Origin of the sequence: Desulfitobacterium nosdiversum (assembly GCF_049860565.1) — a bacterium.
Classification (GTDB): domain Bacteria; phylum Bacillota; class Desulfitobacteriia; order Desulfitobacteriales; family Desulfitobacteriaceae; genus Desulfitobacterium_A; species Desulfitobacterium_A nosdiversum.
Map to the genome: position 1 here is coordinate 1,028,711 of NZ_CP172056.1, position 18,209 is coordinate 1,046,919.

At 38.6% G+C, this 18,209-nt stretch carries 19 protein-coding genes; 12 read left to right on the forward strand and 7 right to left on the reverse strand.

Annotated features, from left to right (window positions below; translation table 11 throughout):
• Positions 1-64 precede the first annotated feature (64 nt).
• Entirely contained in the window at positions 65-2,440 is a 2,376-nt protein-coding gene (gene dctA / locus ACHOLT_RS05025) for a C4-dicarboxylate transporter DctA (protein WP_425806203.1), read from the forward strand.
• Positions 2,441-2,694: 254 nt separating this feature from the next.
• A complete protein-coding gene (locus ACHOLT_RS05030) occupies positions 2,695-3,417 on the forward strand; it encodes a FadR/GntR family transcriptional regulator (protein ID WP_425806205.1) in 723 nt (240 codons plus the stop codon).
• 75 nt (positions 3,418-3,492) lie between these two features.
• On the opposite strand, the gene ACHOLT_RS05035 is transcribed toward ACHOLT_RS05030, so the two are convergent.
• The 6 genes from ACHOLT_RS05035 to ACHOLT_RS05060 all read right to left on the reverse strand — a co-directional run bounded on the left by ACHOLT_RS05035 (position 3,493) and on the right by ACHOLT_RS05060 (position 8,412).
• Positions 3,493-4,374 carry a DUF3298 domain-containing protein gene (locus ACHOLT_RS05035; RefSeq protein ID WP_425806206.1) on the reverse strand — a complete coding sequence of 294 codons (882 nt, stop codon included), beginning with the start codon at positions 4,372-4,374 and terminating at the stop codon, positions 3,493-3,495.
• Positions 4,375-4,393: 19 nt separating this feature from the next.
• A complete protein-coding gene (locus ACHOLT_RS05040; RefSeq protein WP_425806207.1) occupies positions 4,394-4,879 on the reverse strand; it encodes an RNA polymerase sigma factor in 486 nt (161 codons plus the stop codon).
• Between the two features lie 178 nt (positions 4,880-5,057).
• A complete protein-coding gene (locus tag ACHOLT_RS05045; protein WP_425806209.1) occupies positions 5,058-6,542 on the reverse strand; it encodes a sensor histidine kinase in 1,485 nt (494 codons plus the stop codon).
• Positions 6,543-6,558: 16 nt separating this feature from the next.
• Positions 6,559-7,182, reverse strand: coding sequence for a response regulator transcription factor (locus ACHOLT_RS05050; protein ID WP_425807894.1), 624 nt, complete (start codon positions 7,180-7,182; stop codon positions 6,559-6,561).
• A gap of 270 nt (positions 7,183-7,452) precedes the next feature.
• A complete protein-coding gene (locus ACHOLT_RS05055; protein ID WP_425806210.1) occupies positions 7,453-8,100 on the reverse strand; it encodes a hypothetical protein in 648 nt (215 codons plus the stop codon).
• Between the two features lie 21 nt (positions 8,101-8,121).
• On the reverse strand, positions 8,122-8,412 hold the full coding sequence (locus tag ACHOLT_RS05060) for a hypothetical protein (RefSeq protein ID WP_425806212.1): 291 nt from the start codon (positions 8,410-8,412) through the stop codon (positions 8,122-8,124).
• Positions 8,413-8,564: 152 nt separating this feature from the next.
• On the opposite strand from ACHOLT_RS05060, the gene ACHOLT_RS05065 reads away from it, so the two are divergent.
• The 4 genes from ACHOLT_RS05065 to ACHOLT_RS05080 all read left to right on the forward strand — a co-directional run bounded on the left by ACHOLT_RS05065 (position 8,565) and on the right by ACHOLT_RS05080 (position 13,302).
• Positions 8,565-10,013, forward strand: coding sequence for a sensor histidine kinase (locus ACHOLT_RS05065; RefSeq protein ID WP_425806213.1), 1,449 nt, complete (start codon positions 8,565-8,567; stop codon positions 10,011-10,013).
• Positions 9,985-10,626: a response regulator gene (locus ACHOLT_RS05070; protein WP_425806216.1), complete on the forward strand. Its 642-nt coding sequence runs from the start codon at positions 9,985-9,987 to the stop codon at positions 10,624-10,626. The genes ACHOLT_RS05065 and ACHOLT_RS05070 overlap by 29 nt, the downstream gene beginning before the upstream one ends.
• Positions 10,627-10,766: 140 nt before the next feature.
• Entirely contained in the window at positions 10,767-11,309 is a 543-nt protein-coding gene (locus ACHOLT_RS05075) for a hypothetical protein (RefSeq protein ID WP_425806217.1), read from the forward strand.
• 298 nt (positions 11,310-11,607) lie between these two features.
• Positions 11,608-13,302, forward strand: coding sequence for a methyl-accepting chemotaxis protein (locus ACHOLT_RS05080; protein WP_425807896.1), 1,695 nt, complete (start codon positions 11,608-11,610; stop codon positions 13,300-13,302).
• Positions 13,303-13,437: 135 nt separating this feature from the next.
• Here the strand turns inward: ACHOLT_RS05080 and ACHOLT_RS05085 are convergent, their stop codons facing one another.
• The gene (locus tag ACHOLT_RS05085; RefSeq protein WP_425807898.1) at positions 13,438-14,322 is read right to left on the reverse strand and encodes a LysR family transcriptional regulator; all 885 of its coding nucleotides are present in this window, start codon (positions 14,320-14,322) and stop codon (positions 13,438-13,440) included.
• A gap of 158 nt (positions 14,323-14,480) precedes the next feature.
• Between ACHOLT_RS05085 and ACHOLT_RS05090 the strand changes: the two genes are divergently transcribed.
• The 6 genes from ACHOLT_RS05090 (at position 14,481) to ACHOLT_RS05115 (ending at position 18,178) form a co-directional block, all read left to right on the forward strand.
• Positions 14,481-15,152 (forward strand): epoxyqueuosine reductase, encoded by a 672-nt coding sequence (locus tag ACHOLT_RS05090; RefSeq protein WP_425806218.1) that lies wholly within the window; start codon positions 14,481-14,483, stop codon positions 15,150-15,152.
• Positions 15,153-15,344: 192 nt separating this feature from the next.
• Positions 15,345-15,761: a MarR family winged helix-turn-helix transcriptional regulator gene (locus ACHOLT_RS05095; protein WP_425807900.1), complete on the forward strand. Its 417-nt coding sequence runs from the start codon at positions 15,345-15,347 to the stop codon at positions 15,759-15,761.
• A gap of 11 nt (positions 15,762-15,772) precedes the next feature.
• On the forward strand, positions 15,773-16,273 hold the full coding sequence (locus tag ACHOLT_RS05100; protein WP_425806219.1) for a GNAT family N-acetyltransferase: 501 nt from the start codon (positions 15,773-15,775) through the stop codon (positions 16,271-16,273).
• Between the two features lie 148 nt (positions 16,274-16,421).
• The gene (locus ACHOLT_RS05105) at positions 16,422-16,703 is read left to right on the forward strand and encodes an autorepressor SdpR family transcription factor (protein WP_425806220.1); all 282 of its coding nucleotides are present in this window, start codon (positions 16,422-16,424) and stop codon (positions 16,701-16,703) included.
• The gene (locus tag ACHOLT_RS05110) at positions 16,690-17,322 is read left to right on the forward strand and encodes an SdpI family protein (protein WP_425806222.1); all 633 of its coding nucleotides are present in this window, start codon (positions 16,690-16,692) and stop codon (positions 17,320-17,322) included. The genes ACHOLT_RS05105 and ACHOLT_RS05110 overlap by 14 nt, the downstream gene beginning before the upstream one ends.
• Positions 17,323-17,530: 208 nt before the next feature.
• Positions 17,531-18,178 carry an Ig-like domain-containing protein gene (locus ACHOLT_RS05115; protein ID WP_425806223.1) on the forward strand — a complete coding sequence of 216 codons (648 nt, stop codon included), beginning with the start codon at positions 17,531-17,533 and terminating at the stop codon, positions 18,176-18,178.
• Positions 18,179-18,209 lie beyond the last annotated feature (31 nt).

An 18,209-nucleotide genomic window follows, 5' to 3' on the forward strand; every position in this document is an offset into this window, starting at 1 on the left:
ATAGTTTATAGTATAAATATAGTTGTGAAACATTTAACGTTCATAATTGCTGAGGTGAAAGCCAATGGAACAATGTTATCCTTCTGAGCAATTACTGAGTTTTTGCCAAGCTTTACTTTACGCAGTTGGCGTTCCCGAAGGGGAGGCAAAGATAGTTGCTTCGGTACTTGTTGATACCAGTTTAGATGGCATTGATACACATGGAATCAGCCGCTTACCGATCTATCTCTCCCGCCTCCAAAACGGTAGAATTAACGCTAAGCCCTTCATCCAGATAAAGAAGGATGGAGCTATAGCTAGTATCAATGGCGATAATGGATTAGGACAACTTGTTGCTGTTCGAGCTATGGAGCTTGGAATTGAACTTGCAAGTGTGCATGGAATCAGCTTCGTTGCCGTTAATAACAGCAACCACTTTGGAGCTGCTTCAACCTATTGCAAGATGGCAGCTAAGGCTAAAATGGTTGGGCAGGCCTATACCAATTCGCCGAGTGGAATTGCTCCCTGGGGAGGAAAGAGACCTTATTTTGGAACCAATCCAATTTCATATGGATTTCCGCATAGCGATAATTCAGTAATTATTGATATGTCTTCTTCCACCGTAGCTCGAGGAAACATTATTCTGGCAGCAAAGGAAGGACGGTCAATTCCTGAAGGCTGGGCTATAGATAAGAACGGAAACCCAACAACGGACGCGAAAGCAGCTTTAGATGGTGCAGTGTTGCCAGTTGGCGGTCCTAAAGGTTATGCATTGGCATTGGCCGTAGAAGTGATGTCAGGAATTCTTTCCGGATCGGCATACGGCAGCCATGTGGGTTGGATTTATGATGATGGCACTGAATCAGCCAACGTTGGACATAGCTTTATGGTTTTAGATATTAAGCGGCTTATGCCAATCGAAGAATATGAGCAAAGAATGAATCATATGATCCAAGAGATCAAGGAAATCCCGTTGGCAAACGGAGCAAAATCCATACGAATTCCTGGGGAAAGAAGACAATCGATTGCTTGTGAACGTACGACTAAAGGAATTCCTATTACTAGAAGCCTTTTGACAGAGTTAAATCAAATAGCTAAGGAAATAGGCGTAAATCCTCTCGAATGCTGTGAAATGAAAGCTATAAGGAGAGATATTATGGAAAAGATTAAAAAATTTCTTAGTATATTATATGTTCAAGTTATCATTGCAATTGTCTTGGGTGTTCTTATTGGTCACTTCTTCCCGGCTATGGGTGTAGCTGTCAAACCTCTCGGCGACATGTTCATTAAGCTTATTAAGATGGTAATTGTTCCCATAGTTTTTGTAACCGTTGTTTTGGGTATCTATGGTACAGGGGATATAAAACGTGTAGGAAAACTTGGGGCTAAAACGCTGGTTTATTTTGAAATAATTTCGACCATTGCCCTATTTATTGGTCTTGTTGTTGTTAATGTCTTAAAACCTGGTGTTGGTATGAATATCGACCCTACAACGCTTAAGGGTGCGGCAGATGTTGCAAAGCAGGCTGCAAGCACGACAACAACAGGAAGTACCGGTGTAATGGGCTTTATCAGTGACCTTATCCCTGCAAATATCGTAGATTCTTTTGCAAAAGGAAATATTCTTCAAGTTCTTGTTTTTGCAATTTTATTTGCATTCGGTATGGCTTCCCTGGGTAAAGAAGGGGAGAAGGTAGCGCGAGGGATTCAATACCTTTCGGATGTACTTTTTAAAATCGTTGGCTTTATTATGAAAGTAGCTCCAATCGGTGCATTTGGTGCAATAGGCTTTACTACTGGACAATATGGGATTGCATCTCTGTGGTCTTTGGGTAAACTTATGGGATCATTCTATTTAACCTGTTTCCTCTTTATTACGTTTATTATTGGAACGGTTTGTTTAATTTGCCGTGTAAGTTTATGGAATGTTATCAAGTATTTTAAAGAAGAACTCCTAGTTACGCTGGGCACTGCAAGCACGGAAGCTGTTATGCCGCGTTTGCTGAGTAAACTTGAACGCCTAGGCTGTTCGAAATCTGTTACCGGTATGGTTATCCCGACGGGTTACTCGTTCAACCTAGACGGTGCAGCAATCTATTTTACTATGGCTGCAATATTTATTGCTCAAGCGACTAACACTCAGCTAACATTAGCACATCAATTAGGATTATTGGCTGTTCTTATGGTAACTTCTAAGGGCGGTGCAGGAGTTGTAGGAAGTGCGTTTGTAGTCCTTGGTGCAACTCTTGCAAGTATGCATACTGTTCCCGTAGAAGGTATGGCTTTAATTCTGGGTATTGATCGTTTTATGAATGAAGCTCGTGCTATAACGAATATGATCGGGAACACGGTTGCAACAATTGCTGTAGCAACATGGCAAGGTGAATTTGATCTTCAAAAATATCGTAATGAAATTACTCAAATGGGTTTAAAAAATACTGAGGATAAAGCGGTGGCTTAAACTGAATTACGTAATTTGATATCCGATATATAAATGGTTTAGTCTGATAATGGCTGAACCATTTATATTATTAGAAGCTTAAAATATTTAACATATTAGCTGATCAAAAGAATTATGAAACAATCATTTGTATGATATAATACCACTAATTGAAATTATTATTAACTCTCCAATAAATAGAGGAAATAAGCAAAGATATTAATGGATGTTTGGGTTAGTTTTAAAGCCTGAACTCGCACAGAGGGGTAATTAGAATGTTTGAGCCGTTAAAGTCATATGGGAACCTTTCCGACGGCATTGTTAAGCAAATCATGGAATCCATAAATAATGGCGAGCTTAAACCAGGGGACAAATTGCCGCCTGAACGTGAACTAAGCACAGCTTTTGCGGTAAGCCGGACAGTGGTTCGCGATGCTTTAAAAACTTTAGTCGGGTTAGGTGTTGTAACGATTAGACATGGAATGGGAGCCTATATAAATGTGGTTAGTGAGGAAGAGGATGTCTCCCGTTTATCTGCCTTACTGCAAATTTCCCAAGGAACGCTTGAGGAACTTTATCAAGTAAGGGAGCTTATTGAAAGTCAAGCTGTTATTTGGTGTACTCAAAATGCTAGGCCGGAGGATATAGAGGATCTTGAAAAAATCGTTAACAAAGGTAAGGAACTCGATAATGCCAATGAATCTAGATTAGCAGTTTTAGATGCAGAATTTCATCTTAAAATAGTTGAGGCTGCCGGCAACAAAGTACTTAAGCGTCTCATGATCAACTTGCTGGATTTATTAGGAGAAAACCGATCTAAGGTACTTATGATACCTGGTCGCCAACGACTTTCAGTGCTTGATCATGAGGCGATTGTTGAAGCAATCAAGCTCCACGATCCGGATTTGGCACAACGAAGAATGCTGAGCCATTTAGAGGCTGTCAGAACGGCAATAAGTACAGTCTCAAATAAGTCAGATGATTGGGATTTAAACTAACTTGTTACGTTTATTACCATACTTCCCCGTGATCTAACCTAAATATATGATTAAGTGGACTTCGAGAGGGGTAGATCATTGAATATATTCGTGACTTACTAAGATGTCGGAAATAACCTCGGTTGGAATTATAAATTCTACAACTCCCATAGACCCTGGAGCGACTTCATATTTATCAAAGGAAATGACTAACTTTCCTTCATTATTGATATAGAAATTCTGATTCTTAGCTATTTTGGCAAAAGCCTGTATGGGGCTGTTGCTGTAACCTGAAATCCAATATGTTTTTTTCGGATCTTGCTTCATTTGTTCCAGCATCTGAGCTTTGATATTATCACTAATGATATCGATATAATTGTCTTCCTTAAAAAGGCTGGGGAGTGTAATGAGAATTTGGTTTTTCTTATCAACCGTATCATATTTGAATTTAGTGGAGGATGAACCCACAGTATTGACAACATATCGACCAATGGAAAGGATACGGTCATTATCTGTTTTTACAACGTAGCCGCTATTTACGCCTAAATGGCCGTCTGTTCCTTTGTCCTTCATTTCTTTCATATCGGACATAAACTGTTCATATAATTTTTGGTTTTCCTCAAGGTATTTTTGATTCAGACTGTTTTGTAACGTCTTGTTTTCTAATCCATCTAATGCAGGGACTTTTATATCGGTGTTAAAAGTTCCTGCAGAGTGTTTATATTCTCGAAAGGTGAATACATGGACTAAGCTTTTAATAACCGGAATTTCCTCTAAAGCATTGGCCATCTTTGGGCTAATATTTATGCCTCCAATGAAAAGAATAAATATCGCGGCAATAGCAATGATTCCTTTGGACTCTTTAAACATGAGTTTTCTTAATCCCTTTTTCAGAGATTGATGAACGACAAAATCTAATTCCTTAGGGATAGGGACATTATCATATTGCCTTTTTAATTCCATGATATCTTGATGCATTGAAATTCCTCCCTTAAAACTAATCTTGCATTTCGATTCGCAGCTTTTTAAGTGCAGTATATAAACGTGTTTTAACAGTACTTACATTTTCATTAAGGATAAGTGCAATATCCTCAATCTTAAGATCTTCAAAATATCTAAGAACAACGATGACACGATAATTGGCGGGGAGGTCATCTAAGAGCCGCTCAAGGTCGAGATGCGAATTATCGGCATTTACACGTGTTAATTGAGCTAGATCCTCATCATTGATTGCCTTTAACCTTTTTTGCTTTCGTAATAAATCCAACGAAGTATTAACCACAATTCGATAGAACCAAGTTCTAACATGCTCAATACCTTCAAGTTTGTTCAAAGCAGATATTGCTTTAAGAATAGAGTCTTGGACGATATCTAAGGAATCATCTTTGTTTCTTGCGTAACTGTAGGCCAGCCTGTAAAATGACGTATAATTTTCCAGGATGTAATCAACGACTTCTTTCTTATTTGTCTTTTTTCTAAACATAAAAAGACCCCTTTATTTATTGACTCCGTATGAATTTGTTTTACATTATATCGACGCAGGAGAGCGATAAAAAGTTTGTGCAGAAGAAAAAAATAAAGAAGTAAAGTTCATTTGTCTGAGAACCTACTCCTTTAATTATAGCGAGTAAATTAATACCTTAAATAAGAGAAAAGTCATTCTAGTAATTGGGGAAACGTATGGAAAATACAGTCCCTTTTCCAAGTGTACTGTCTACTTTTATTGTACCGTGATGCAGCTTGACGATATCACCAACAATTGCTAGCCCCAGTCCGGCACCTTCACCTCTCCGTTTGTCCCGTGCTCGATTTCCTCGATAAAACCGTTCGAAAACGTGAGGGAGATCTTCAGCACTGATTCCTTCACCATCATCTCTGACTGTAATTAAATAACCGGATTCATCCTTGTCAAGCGCAACCTGAATGTGACCTGAGTCTGTCGTATGACGTACTGCATTATGAACAAGATTATAGAGAATTTGTTTCAGCTCCTCGGAGGTAAGAGGCAGCTCTGAAACGGAACACTTAACATTAACAGTTCGAGATTTCGCCAAGGATTGTAAGAGCAAGGTCAGCTCGTTTATTGACTCAACAGGAGATAAAACATGATTTTCATGGTTAGGGTCAACGGATTTAGCATTAATACGATTAAGCGTCAGCAAATTCTCAGTAAGGCTAATTAATCTTTCTGTTTCGACCAACATGGTTTGATGCACAGAATGAAGGGCGTCGGCATCACGGGTATGTCCTTTAAGCAAGATTTCTAAAAAACCGCGAATCGAGGTCAATGGAGTACGCAGCTCGTGAGAGGCATCTGCAATAAAACGTTTCATTTCTTCTTTAGCCTCACGTTCCTTTGTCAGTGCGTGTTGCAGGGTTTCAAGCATATGGTTTAAAGCGTTCGATAAATATTTAATTTCACTTGCGCTATCAGAGGTAATAGGTATTCGTAAATCATAATGTCCTGCAGCAATTTGCTCAGAAATATGAGAAATTGTTTCCAAAGGCTGTAAGGGGCGGCGCAATACCCAGAAAGAAGCGATGCTTCCCAGAAGAAGGACGAAGAGAACGTAGAAAATGGAAGTCCTGACTTGGTTTTTCAGGATATTATCAATAGAGGCCAACGATGATGTAATCACGGCGTAACCCAGCGGTGATTTCTGGTTATTCGCAAATACAGGTTTAATGAGTAAGAGTATTCTTTCGCCATTTTTAGGGTTTAAGACAAATCGCTTTACCGCGAGAGGTTTGGAGTTTATGAGCTGATTTTGTATGAGCTTAGCCCGGGCTGGCATCGCTTGATTATTCACTTCTTTATGGGCGAATACCCATTTAAATTGAGCATTATTCGTAAACAGAAAAACTTCCGTTCCCTGATTTAAATCTAAGTCAAATTTAGGCGGGGATTGACGATCTGTAAGCCACTTCTCATATTCCTGAGCCGTAAAAAAGGCCAACTCTCCTTGTAGGCTTTGTTCTTGCCCTTTTAACAAAAAAAGATTTAAGGTCTGATACTGAACGATCGCTATTAATGTTGCTAAAATCAACAGACTGACCCAAACGCGCATTAAAAGTCGAACACGCAGTGAACTAAGGTCTATTTTAAATCGACTCAGAGGCAAGAATTTACTCCGATGATCTGGCACAATCTTTTCCTCCCTTTTACGGGCACACTAATCGGTATCCTGCACCCCGTACGGTTTCAATTAAATTGTGATTCTTATCACCCAACTTATCGCGTAAATAACGAATGTAGACTTCAACAATATTTTCATCGCCGCTAAAATCAAATCCCCAGACATGATCCAGAATCAATGCCTTGCTTAATACTCGGTTGGGGTTTGCTAAAAAATAGGATAAAAGCTTGTATTCAGTAGGTGAAAGCTCTAAAGAGGATTGCTTATATTGAATGACATGATGATAATCGTCAAGCCAAAACGGACCGACATTAATTTGACTGCTTAGATCTGGATATCGAAGACGAAGTTGAACCTCAATTCTAGCCAATAACTCATCAAAATGGAAAGGCTTCCTTATATAATCATGGGCTCCCTGGCGCAGCCCCTTAACAACATCTGCAGAGGTATTTTTGGCGGTTAACATGATCATTGACGCTTCAGAAATACGGGGAATTGCTTGGCATAATTCATAACCATCCAAACCGGGCATCATGACATCTAAAACAACGATATGCGGATTAAAGTCAGGAATGACCTGCAGTGCCTTCTCACCGTCTTCGGCTGTTTTAACCTGAAAGCCTTCTTGCTGTAATCCCATACTAATCATCTTGCGAATTGCGGGATCATCGTCAACTATAAGAATGCGAAACTGGTTGACCGTCACTCTCTTACCTCCTCAAAATTCTTTTATATTAGTTCTCGGTTTGACAAGGTATTATTAAGTATAACTTAACAGCGTCTAAGGAAAAAAGGAAGATAAAATAAATATTATCCCGCGTGTGCTAAACAAGTCTTTTGACTGCCTGCACAAGTGGGATAATAGTATAATCTTGTATGTCAGTTTATTAATGCAGAAACAAATAAGTATTGTTCTCCATTAGGAGGAAGTTGTAGAACTAGTACTCCCGGGAGCAGGTGAAGGTGTACTTGAAGCCGAAGCCGGTGTATCAAGATCTTGATTGATTTTTGTTAAATCCGCGAGAATCTTTTGATAGATCGAAATACGAGAAGAGATGTCTGTTTGGATTTTTTGCACATCATTGGTTAAGGCCGTTTGATTTTTTGAAGTGCGATCGGACTTAAGTTGTTCCCAATCTGTTTTACACGTTTGAGCAGCCTGTTTTGCCGAAGAAATATCATCCATCATTGGAACCATATCATTAAGGGCTGCGAGCAGAGCATCATAATTTTTAGCTTCGCGATCGGCTTTAATTTTATTATGGACCGATTGCCGCTGTGTTTGAATTTGAGACCTTAATTCTTTTTCTTGATCCTGAAGCTGTTTAATTTGCTGCATATAAGGTTGAATTTCCTTAACTTGCTGCAGATGGATAATTTCATTTTGCAGCCTTTCTTTGGCATTGGCAATTTTATTTTGATTATTGTCAGCTGCAGGAGTAGTTTGGGTTTGACCGTTTGTCGACGACGAGTCAGGCGTGGTTTGATCCGCTAAAGCTGGTAAGGAATAACCTAAAAAGGACGCAGCGACTAAAGTAATTGCCAGAAGTTTAGATGTCTTTTTCATTATTCGAGATTGCCCCTTTCATTATTGAATTTTGCCCATACTGTTATCTAATGCTTTAAGAGAGTCATCCAGGGATTTTAAACCTTTGTCAATGTCTTGATTGACTTGAGCTTTTCCTTGGCTGGTTTTAATATTGATGCTTTTAACGTCTTGGGCGGTAATGGATGCAGTGTCTTGAGAAGTCGCTTTGGCGGTTTGAGCTGTTGACTGTGTCGAAGCGCTTGCGTTTTGAGTTCCACAGCCGCTTAATGGAACAATGACTAAAGCTCCTAGGAATATGGGAAATAAAATTCGGGCCATTTGATGTTTCAATATAATCCCCCCTTAGAATTGATTTTGTTAGGTTTCATCTGACAAAATAGAGTATAAGAAACAATTCTGAGAAAAAGCTGAGAATTATTTAAAAAAGTTATATGATAAGCTTGTCTTTAGTAAACAAGTTATTGAAAGGAGAACTTAAGACTTTGTTTGAGTTTATTTCGATAAATTCATATTTTCCTTATGGGCTTTTATACTTTGCCTCCGGGCTGGGAATTTTGATTCAGCATCGCAAGAAGTATCCTTTCCGTTTTGCTAAAGATCTATGGTTAATGGGAATTTACGCACTTATCCATGCAACTGCCGAATGGTCTTATCTATTTATACCCCTTCAAGCCAGTAGTTTTAGTGCACAATTGCTTTATTTTTTAAATTTGTTTCCTATTTTCTTAGAGGCATTTTCATTTGTGTTTCTTTTTATTTTTAGTCTTCGGTTACTCTATCCCGAGCGGTCATTGCGGACAATATTCATTCCTATAGGTATTTTTCTGCTTTATTGTGCCAATGTGGGAATTCTGCTTATGAATAAGGTAAGTCCGGCAGCGGCATTAAGCTATTCCCAGGAATTTTCTCATTATATGCTGTTATTGCCTTCAAGCATTTTAACGGCACTAGCCCTTTATCGACAGGGAAAGGATCAGAGAAATAAATTACCTCTTCAAATCCGCTCCAGTCTTAAAGCTTTATCCGTCGTATTCCTTTTTTTGGCCATGATTGCCATGCTGATGGTAGATCCAGGATCATTTTTTCCTGCTAACATATTCAATTCTCAAGCTTTTTACAACATTACTCATTTACCGGTTCAGCTGCTCCGCGGTTTGGTTGGGACGGCGACGATGATTATAACGCTTAAATTATTACTTGAATTCAATAGAGAAACGGATCGAATTCTCGCTCAAGCAGAGGAAGATGCAATGCGTTTTTCGGAACGAGAACGAATCAGCCAAGACTTGCATGATGGCGTTATTCAGACTCTTTATGCGACCGGGATGATGTTAGAGTCTACGGTCCGTCACTTAGATTCGGAATCGCCGATTCGAGAACAATTGAAATTTTGTATTGAAAGTTTAAATACGTCGCTTCTTGATTTAAGACATTACATAACCGGACTTAAAAGTGAGGATATTTCCCACAAACCGCTAAAACGGATATTTGAAAAGATGCTAACGGAATTTGAAGTAAACTATAATATTCGAACCCAATTTGTTTTTGTCGGAGATGATCTTATTCTCTTGACTCCTAATCGTCAGAATCATCTTTATTATGTGGTTAAAGAGGTCTTGAATAATATCGGAAAACACACAGCTGCAACAAATATTCAGCTTCAATTAGTCGAAGAGCCGGATCAGTTGGTTATAAGTCTTTGGGATAATGGACAAGAGAACAAACAACTGTCTGAACAATTTAAAACTGACCGTGAGGAGCAGTTTTATCAAGGCCCAGGTATGGGTTTACGGAACATTCGCGAAAGAATCACAATTTTAAGGGGAGAGATCGACTATTCGTATCCACCAACCGGAGGAACCTTAGTGATACTGCATATACCGAAGGAGGTATCTCTTGAAAATGACAATACGACTGATGTTGGTCGATGATCATGAGATTGTTCGTATGGGCTTGCGTGCAGCTTTGTCCGATGTTCAAGATTTTGAAATTGTTGGGGAAGCAGGAACGGCTGAAGAATGTACAGTGAAGACGCGAGAGGTTCAGCCGGATATCATTCTTATGGATGTCCGCTTGCCCAAGCGCTCGGGGATTGAAGCGTGCCGGGAGGTTCTTGCCGAACGCCCGGATATTAAAGTGATTATGTTAACCTCCTATGCTGATGAAGATGCTGTTGTTGCTGCCATTTTAGCCGGAGCACAGGGTTTTGTCATGAAAGAAGTAAGCAGTGAAGCTTTGACCAAAGCTATAATGACCGTTTCTGCAGGCGGAACGATCCTGGATTCTGTTCTGACTCGGAGTGTTTTGGCTAAACTCCAGCACAATGATACTTCTAAATCTCCCAAAGAACATTTGACAGAGCGGGAAAGTGAAATTCTTATATTGATTGGGCGAGGTTTAACGAATAAGGAAATTGCCCGAAGGACTTACCTAAGTGAAAATACTGTTCGAAATTACGTTTCAAGCATTCTCCATAAACTGGGCTTTAAAAATCGTTCACAAGCGACTGCTTATGCCTTGGAACAGAAACATAAAGAATATTAGAACTCTATAAAATACTAAAATGCATAGTACATTTGTACTATGCATTTTAGTATTTTTCTTACTGTTTCTGAAGTCGAACAAATGAAATAATGTACATGGAATTAAGATATTATATTAAATCAAACAAGGAGGCTGAAATTATGTCAAAGTTTGTTCGTACTTTTCAGTGGGGTATCGCATTGTCCGGTGTTGCTGTTCTTCTCGCTTTCTTAACTGGTGCATGGATGGGATCATCTGAAGAGGCAATTCGAGAAGGGTGGAAGGCAGCTGCTCAACCGGTTCTGGCAACTTTGTGGGGTAATGATCCTGCCAAACTTGAAGCAATTATTGGTACATCTTGGACATGTTTAATGCGGGCTCACATTCATTGGGCGGGTATCGGAGCTGCAACTCTGGTTATGTCGGCAATTCTATCGAGAACCAATGTTGCTATGTGGTACAAACAAGCTGCATCGATCTTCATGGGTATCGGAGCAATTTTCTATCCCATTTCCTGGCTTATGGTAGCAAACAATCTTGCATTACTGGGCAAAGCGGCAGCTAAAGCTTCAGGTCATACTTATGCGGTCATTGGGGTCGGAACGGTAATGGCTGGAACGTTAATGTTCTTCGGAGCTTTGATTTATCAAAGCATTAAGGATAACAATTCTGCTGAAAATTTTACAAAAGTGTCTGCAAAATAACTTAACTATATTAACATCACTAAAACTATACTGATTTTTTACGAGAAAGAAAATAAATAATATCAAAATGCCATTAGCTCCAGATCGGGGTTAATGGCATTTTTGCTTTAATCAAGGTGTGAGAGCGTTTTTGCCTTGACCTAACCTTTTGTAAACGTAAATGTATTTATTAAGAATTAGTCAAGAAAGGAATAAGTATATCTATATATGAAGGATAACCATAGTGTCATGTCGAAAGAGAACTTTTTAGAAGAATATAGAAACATGTTGAGAATAAATGGAGGCGAAAACGGTGAAAATGACGGTTAGAAAAAAGCTGTACCTTGCTTTTGGTTTCCTTATTTTACTATCATTAGCTTTTGGAGCTTATTCCATCTTTACTATTCAAAACTTAAAGGCTCAAACGGACGCAATTACAACCAATTGGCTTCCGGGTGTGGACCGTATCCATACCGTGAATACGGCTGTTGCCAATATGAGAACAATGGAATATAAGTATATTGTGGATAGAGCGAATGCTGGTACTGTGAAATATGAAATGACAACCTATCAGAAGCAAGTAGAAGATGGTTTAAACAGTTATGAACAAACGATTCGAGATGATAATGATAGAAGACTCTTTAATCAAGTGAAAACAAATTGGGATAATTACCTAAAGGAAGATCAGAAGATCATGCAAGCCTCTGATAATGAAGGTACAGAAAAGGCAATTGAAATTATAAACGGCGAATCAAAAAAAGCTTCAGATGATTTAACAAATTCGTTAGCGGCCTTAGTTAAATACAACGAGGAAAATGCCAATAAAGTCAGCCAGGATAGTAATGCCCGTGCGAACAGTGCCTCTTTGTTTCTTACCATTCTTATTGCTTTCATAAGTATAGCAAGTTTGATTACGGCCTATATAATCAGCCGAGGTCTTGCGGGCTCAATAAATGAGCTTTTAACAATCTCCAAGAAAATGGCTGAGGGAGATTTAACCGAGAGAATCAAAATCAGATCGAAAGATGATATAGGTATTGTTGGAGAGTCCTTTAATACGGCAATAGAAAATACCAATAATCTCTTAAAAGAGGTTATGGGAGATATCAATAATCTTCAGGAGCATAGTCAAATTCTTTCGGCTTCTGCCGAAGAAATCTCGGCTCAAACACAGAGCATAAGCTCAAATACTCAAGAAATTGTTGCTGGGTTGGAAGAGGATAGTGCTTCGACAGAAGAGGTAACAGCATCGAGCCAAGCGATTTTTGATTCGACGAAACAGCTTGTTCAAAAAGCAGAAACGGGTGCTGCAAATGCCCGCGAAATTAAACAACGTGCTTTAAACATGAAGGAAAATGCCTTGCTTTCTGCTGAAAATGCTAAAAATCTTTTGGAAGAAAAACAAAATCGGATTCGCCAAGCCATAGAGGATGGCAAAGTAGTCAATGAGATTGAAAATATGGCAGAGATTATAGCAGATATCGCAGGACAAACTAATCTGCTTGCGTTAAATGCAGCCATCGAGTCTGCTCGGGCTGGTGAGCAGGGACGTGGATTTGCAGTAGTGGCAGAGGAGGTTCGTAAACTGGCTGAACAATCTGCCGATACGGTAAGAGGCATTCAAACAACAGTTCAGGCTGTTAGTGAAGCATTTGCAAACCTTACGGAATATTCAAGTGATATTCTTAAATTCATTAGTGAAGATGTAACTCGTGATTACGAATCCCTCGTTAAAACCGGAATGGATTATCAAAAAGATGCTGATTTTGTAGATTCTTTGGTGGAGGACTTCTCTTCGAGTTCCGAGGAGATCGCGGTTTCTATCGAACAAGTGATGAAGGCCATAGAAACCGTTGCTGCTTCAACTGAGCAGGGAGCTACGGGTTCGCAACAGATTTCAAGTACAGTAAGTCAAGTCGCTGTTGCCGTAGAAGATGTTGCTAAAACTGCACAGAAACAAAATGAATTAGCCCTTGCACTCGATGAAATGGTAAAACGCTTTAAAGTAAAATAATTCAAGCCGAAAATTAAATAATATAAAAGAAACAGATCTAAAAGCAAAAGAAGGGCAGTTGTTTTACATAAGTTAAAACAATTGCCCTTCTTTAAAACATTTTTTTCGTTTCCTCTATTAACTGTATATTCTGGTCTATAGCTTTATTTCATGAATTAGCTCGATAAAAGCCTTCAGAGGAGCAGAAATCCATTTGTCTTTATGATAGAGAACTTGTGTGAGGATTTCGAAAGAGGGCCCTTTCCAGTTCAGGTTAACCAGCCGCTGCTGAGAACATTCCTCTTCAACTGCAATCAGAGGTAATAATGTAACCCCTAATCCACTCATAGTCAGATGCTTAATCGCTTGGACATTACCCGTTTCAATAATGGAACGAGGCTTTATGGCATATTGACCGAGTATATTTTCAAACAATGCTCGATAGCCGCACCCGGTTTCGGTTAAAATAAGGGTTTCACCGTTTAAGTTATCGGGTAGGACACTCTCCTTTTGAGCAAAAGGGTGCTCAGTCGAAGAAAGGATTCCCATAGGTTCGGGAAAGCTTATTTCAGTAACATAACCTTCTTCATTTATCTTTTCCTCAAGGAAAAAAGCAATATCAATCGTATTGGCTTTTAAACCACGGAGAAAATCAGCACGGCTGCCGAATTTTAAACTGATCTCAACATCAGGGTATCTTAAACGATACTCTTTTAATATTTTGGGAAGCCGCATGATACATAAGGATTCAACTGCGCCAATGACTAACGTTCCTTTGGGCAAATCAGAATAGGTCATTGCATTTTTTGCATCATCCGAAAGTTTAAGAATTTGTTCGGCAAATGGGAGTAGCCGCTTGCCCTCAAGGGTTAATGAAATATTGTGACCTAATCGCTCAAATAACTTTACACCGAATTCTTTTTCGAGCAGCTGAATTTGCGTAGTTATGGTAGATTGAGCATAACCCAGATTCTGAGCTGCAAGAGTGAAGCTTTGCAACCTAGCGATCGTTAAAAAGGTTTTGAGTTGCTTAATGTCCAGAGTTTTCACACCTTTGCATCGATTTTGTTGAATAAATATATCTATATTATCAATTTTACTGTTAGTTAATAACATGATAACATCATCTTAAACAATATCAACTCTATGTTTTATTAAATCTTAAACTTTTGCAGGCTAATAGTTTAGGAGGGATGGAGATGGAAGAACGAATTAAACAAATTCTGATGAACTTAGGAGCGGACCTTTGCGGAATAGCAAACGTTGAAAGATTTAAAAATGCACCTCAAGGTTTTCATCCAAAGGATATTTATAAGGATTGCAAGTCAGTCATTGTATTTGCCAAGGCTATGCCCAAGGGACTGGCGGATGTTAACCCAAGGATTGTCTATATGAAAGCGACAGATGTAAATCTTAACGAGTTAGATCGTTTAAGTTATTCGGCAAGTCTGGAAATAGAAAAATTAGGAGGGATCTCTGTTCCGGTTCCTTCCGATTCACCTTACGATTATTGGGACGAGGATAAAAGGGAGGGAAGAGGAATACTTTCCATGCGGCATGCAGCGCTGTTAGCGGGGATAGGAAGTATGGGCAAAAATACGTTGATCATCAATAAAAGATTCGGAAATATGATCAATATAGGGGCGGTACTGACGAATTTAGATTTAAAATCAGATCTTCTTTCCGAAGAGATGTGCATTGCAAGTTGTCATCTTTGTCTGGATAATTGCCCTCAAAAAGCGCTTAATGGTTTAACCGTAAATCAAAAGTTGTGCAGAAAATTTACCTATAGTAATAATGCAAGAGGTTTTGGAGTATGTAATTGTAATCAATGCAGGGTTATTTGCCCGAGGGTGTTGGGGGAAAGATAGAAAATTTTTGCTTTTGAGTTTTTAATATAATTCTTTAAAAGCCAGCAATTGATTAATTGCAGGCTTTTTGTTTTACAAAAGAAAATTATATGATAAAATATAGTTGAAATTTCAACTAGTATTACACTGGGGGTGAGAACAATTCAATATCTACAAAATCCAAATGCTCTAGATAACTTTATTTTGCGGGAAGTGGGAACGTTAGCGCGTTCCATTCAGTCGATAAGCGATATAAAGTTTAAAGAAATTAACCTCCAAAGAGGACAGTTTATATTTCTTACACGTGTTTTTGAGAATCCGGGTATCAATCAGATTGATCTATCAAATCTTTTAAAGGTGGATAAAGCGACAACGACTAAGGCCATGCAGAAATTAGTGGATGAAGGTTATATCACTAAAATAAGGGATGAGATAGATAAGCGCATGTGGAGATTATATCCTACAGATCAAGCCAAAAGTGTTTATGCGATGATTATTGAGGAAGAAAATCGAAATATTTCGGTGTGCTTTAGCGATTTGACCGAAGGTGAACAGCAGCTTGTTTATAGGCTTGTTAAAAAGATGCGCGAGAATATCGAACAGGATTGGAAGAAACTTAAGAATTTCTGAGGTGAGGTTTTGTGATTAGAAAAGCGATAATCAAGGATTTGGACCGTATCATGGTAATCTTAAAAAAGATTATTGATGAAATGCACTCCTATAATAATTATCAATGGGATGAGAATTACCCCCAAGCTAAAGATTTTGCAGTGGATATTGAAAAAGGAGAACTCTATGTTTCGGTAAGGGAAAATATGATTGTGGGTTTTATTTGTATTAATCGAGTTGAACCTCATGAATATGAAGGACTTAATTGGTCATCAACCAAAGATGCTTTGATCATTCACCGTATGGGTGTAGATACGGACTATCGAAATGCCGGGATTGGGAAAGAGCTTGTCGGTTTTGCTGAGGACTTAGCTCATCGGAGTAATGTAAAATACCTTAAAACAGATACCAATTCATTGAACGCAAAAGCACAAGCCTTATTTCAGAAGTGTAGATATATTTTTGTTGGGGAGATGAGTTTTCGAGGAAAGGAAAAGCCTTTTTATTGTTATGAAAAGGTTTTAGAAGGATAAAAAAGGGCCAAGGATTAACCTTGGCCTTTAACGTATACTTTAATAATTTAGGATTGATTGTATGTGACTATTGCAATTTAATTTAAGTTAGCATACAATGCAATTAGATATTTAGATAATTAACTAAACATGAAAGGAGACGAAAATATTGAATGAGACGTTTAAAGCTCTTTCCGATTCGAATCGGCGAAGGATTCTTGAGATACTGGCAGAGGGTGACTTAACAGCAGGCGAAATCGCAGATCATTTTGAGATAACCAAACCGTCGATCAGTAATCATTTAAATATTTTAAAAAACGCGAACCTCGTTTTATGCGAGCGCAAAGGACAAAATATGATTTACAGCCTAAACACGACGGCTTTTCAGGAAGTCCTGAAATATGTCCTCAATATGATGAATGTGGAGGTTGAGAATAATGAAAAGCAATAAAATATTGCTTGCGCTTTGTTTTTTATCTTTTATCGGTACACTTGCCATTTATTCGTCACTGCCTGATGTTGTTCCCTTGCATTGGGGGATAAATGGAGAAGTTAACCGCTGGGGTTCAAAGGTTTATATGCTTGGGACAGGTCTTCTGCCACTTGCAATTTATGGTTTAATGATCGTTTTGCCGCGTATTGATCCGAAAAAAGAATCATTTGTACTTCATGACAGAGCCTATAAAATTACCCGAGCCTTGCTGATTTTGTTTCTCGTTGGGATTCATTGGGCGACCATTCTGGTTTCGCTAGGCTATCCGCTTAACATTACGCTTGTGGTTACCGTAGGTATTGGGCTCTTATTTATGTTTATGGGCAACTATCTTTCACAAGTTCGGCAAAACTATTCCTTTGGCATTCGAACTCCATGGGCACTAGCCAATGAAAAGGTTTGGACGAAAACCCATCGTTTTGGAGGTTTTGCTTTTATTCTTCTGGGATTGTTCAGTTTATTTACGTATTTTGTCCCAACTCCGGTGCGCTTTATTTACTTCTTTGTTCTTCTCATAGCATGTTTAATAAGTACCTTTCTATATTCCTACCTTGTTTATAGAAAGTTAGAAAAGTAGAGTTAATTGTTCTAGGGCAGGCTATTTAGCCTGCTCTTTTGTGTTATTAGTGTATAATATAGATTAGTCGAAATAGATTGGAGTAATATCGAAATAATAGCATTGAATAAGTTTTAATTTGAAGCCTTTATATACATCAGGTATAATATTTGATGACATCAAATAAATGCGGGCCCCATTTACTACGATTAGCAAGAAGTGAGGGAACATGATGAAAAGTAAATTGAGAAGTAAAATGGAAAGTTTTACACGGGTCGTTTTATTCAGTGTTATTTCTGCTCTGTTTTTAATTTCTCCTTTAACGGCTTTAGCCGAAGGAGGCAATGGAAGCGGCGGACAACAGAATCCTTTGAGCTTAGTTTCCTCTAGTCCTGCAGATGGACAGAAAGACGTTAAGAATCCGGTAGAAATTAAATTAGTCTTTAATAAAAATGTAGTGAATATGAGTGTAAAGGACAAAAACCAAAAGTGCATAACCCTCACTGATTCTGAAGGGAAAACGATTCCTGTACAGATGATCATGGCGGATGACCAAATTGACCCGACCAAAAATGAAGAGATTGTTTTGAAACCGTCACAGGACCTAAAGCCAGGAACGACTTATCAGGTTAAAATCACAGGTGATTTACAGGCAAAGAATGGAATGACTTTAGGAAAAGAAACAAGCATCCATTTTGCGATCGCTGATTCTAATATAACTCCTGCCAAAGAAACGAGTGTTAATAATCCAACGGCAGGTACGACGGCAAATTCGCTCGGAAAAGGGAGCATGAATAAAAGCATCATCTTTGCAGTCATTGCACTTATTATTGTTGGGGCTGGTTATGCCTATTATAGACGCAGACCTAGGCAGTAATTGAAAAAGATTCAACACTGTAAAAGTATGC

Bases quoted from the DNA above. Each gene is read 5' to 3' on its own strand.
- dctA (WP_425806203.1), top strand. From the start codon at position 65: ATGGAACAATGTTATCCTTCTGAGCAATTACTGAGTTTTTGCCAAGCT.
- ACHOLT_RS05030 (WP_425806205.1), top strand. From the start codon at position 2,695: ATGTTTGAGCCGTTAAAGTCATATGGGAACCTTTCCGACGGCATTGTT.
- ACHOLT_RS05035 (WP_425806206.1), bottom strand. From the start codon at position 4,374: ATGCATCAAGATATCATGGAATTAAAAAGGCAATATGATAATGTCCCT.
- ACHOLT_RS05040 (WP_425806207.1), bottom strand. From the start codon at position 4,879: ATGTTTAGAAAAAAGACAAATAAGAAAGAAGTCGTTGATTACATCCTG.
- ACHOLT_RS05050 (WP_425807894.1), bottom strand. From the start codon at position 7,182: ATGATTAGTATGGGATTACAGCAAGAAGGCTTTCAGGTTAAAACAGCC.
- ACHOLT_RS05055 (WP_425806210.1), bottom strand. From the start codon at position 8,100: ATGAAAAAGACATCTAAACTTCTGGCAATTACTTTAGTCGCTGCGTCC.
- ACHOLT_RS05070 (WP_425806216.1), top strand. From the start codon at position 9,985: ATGACAATACGACTGATGTTGGTCGATGATCATGAGATTGTTCGTATG.
- ACHOLT_RS05075 (WP_425806217.1), top strand. From the start codon at position 10,767: ATGTCAAAGTTTGTTCGTACTTTTCAGTGGGGTATCGCATTGTCCGGT.
- ACHOLT_RS05080 (WP_425807896.1), top strand. From the start codon at position 11,608: ATGACGGTTAGAAAAAAGCTGTACCTTGCTTTTGGTTTCCTTATTTTA.
- ACHOLT_RS05090 (WP_425806218.1), top strand. From the start codon at position 14,481: ATGGAAGAACGAATTAAACAAATTCTGATGAACTTAGGAGCGGACCTT.
- ACHOLT_RS05110 (WP_425806222.1), top strand. From the start codon at position 16,690: ATGAAAAGCAATAAAATATTGCTTGCGCTTTGTTTTTTATCTTTTATC.
- ACHOLT_RS05115 (WP_425806223.1), top strand. From the start codon at position 17,531: ATGATGAAAAGTAAATTGAGAAGTAAAATGGAAAGTTTTACACGGGTC.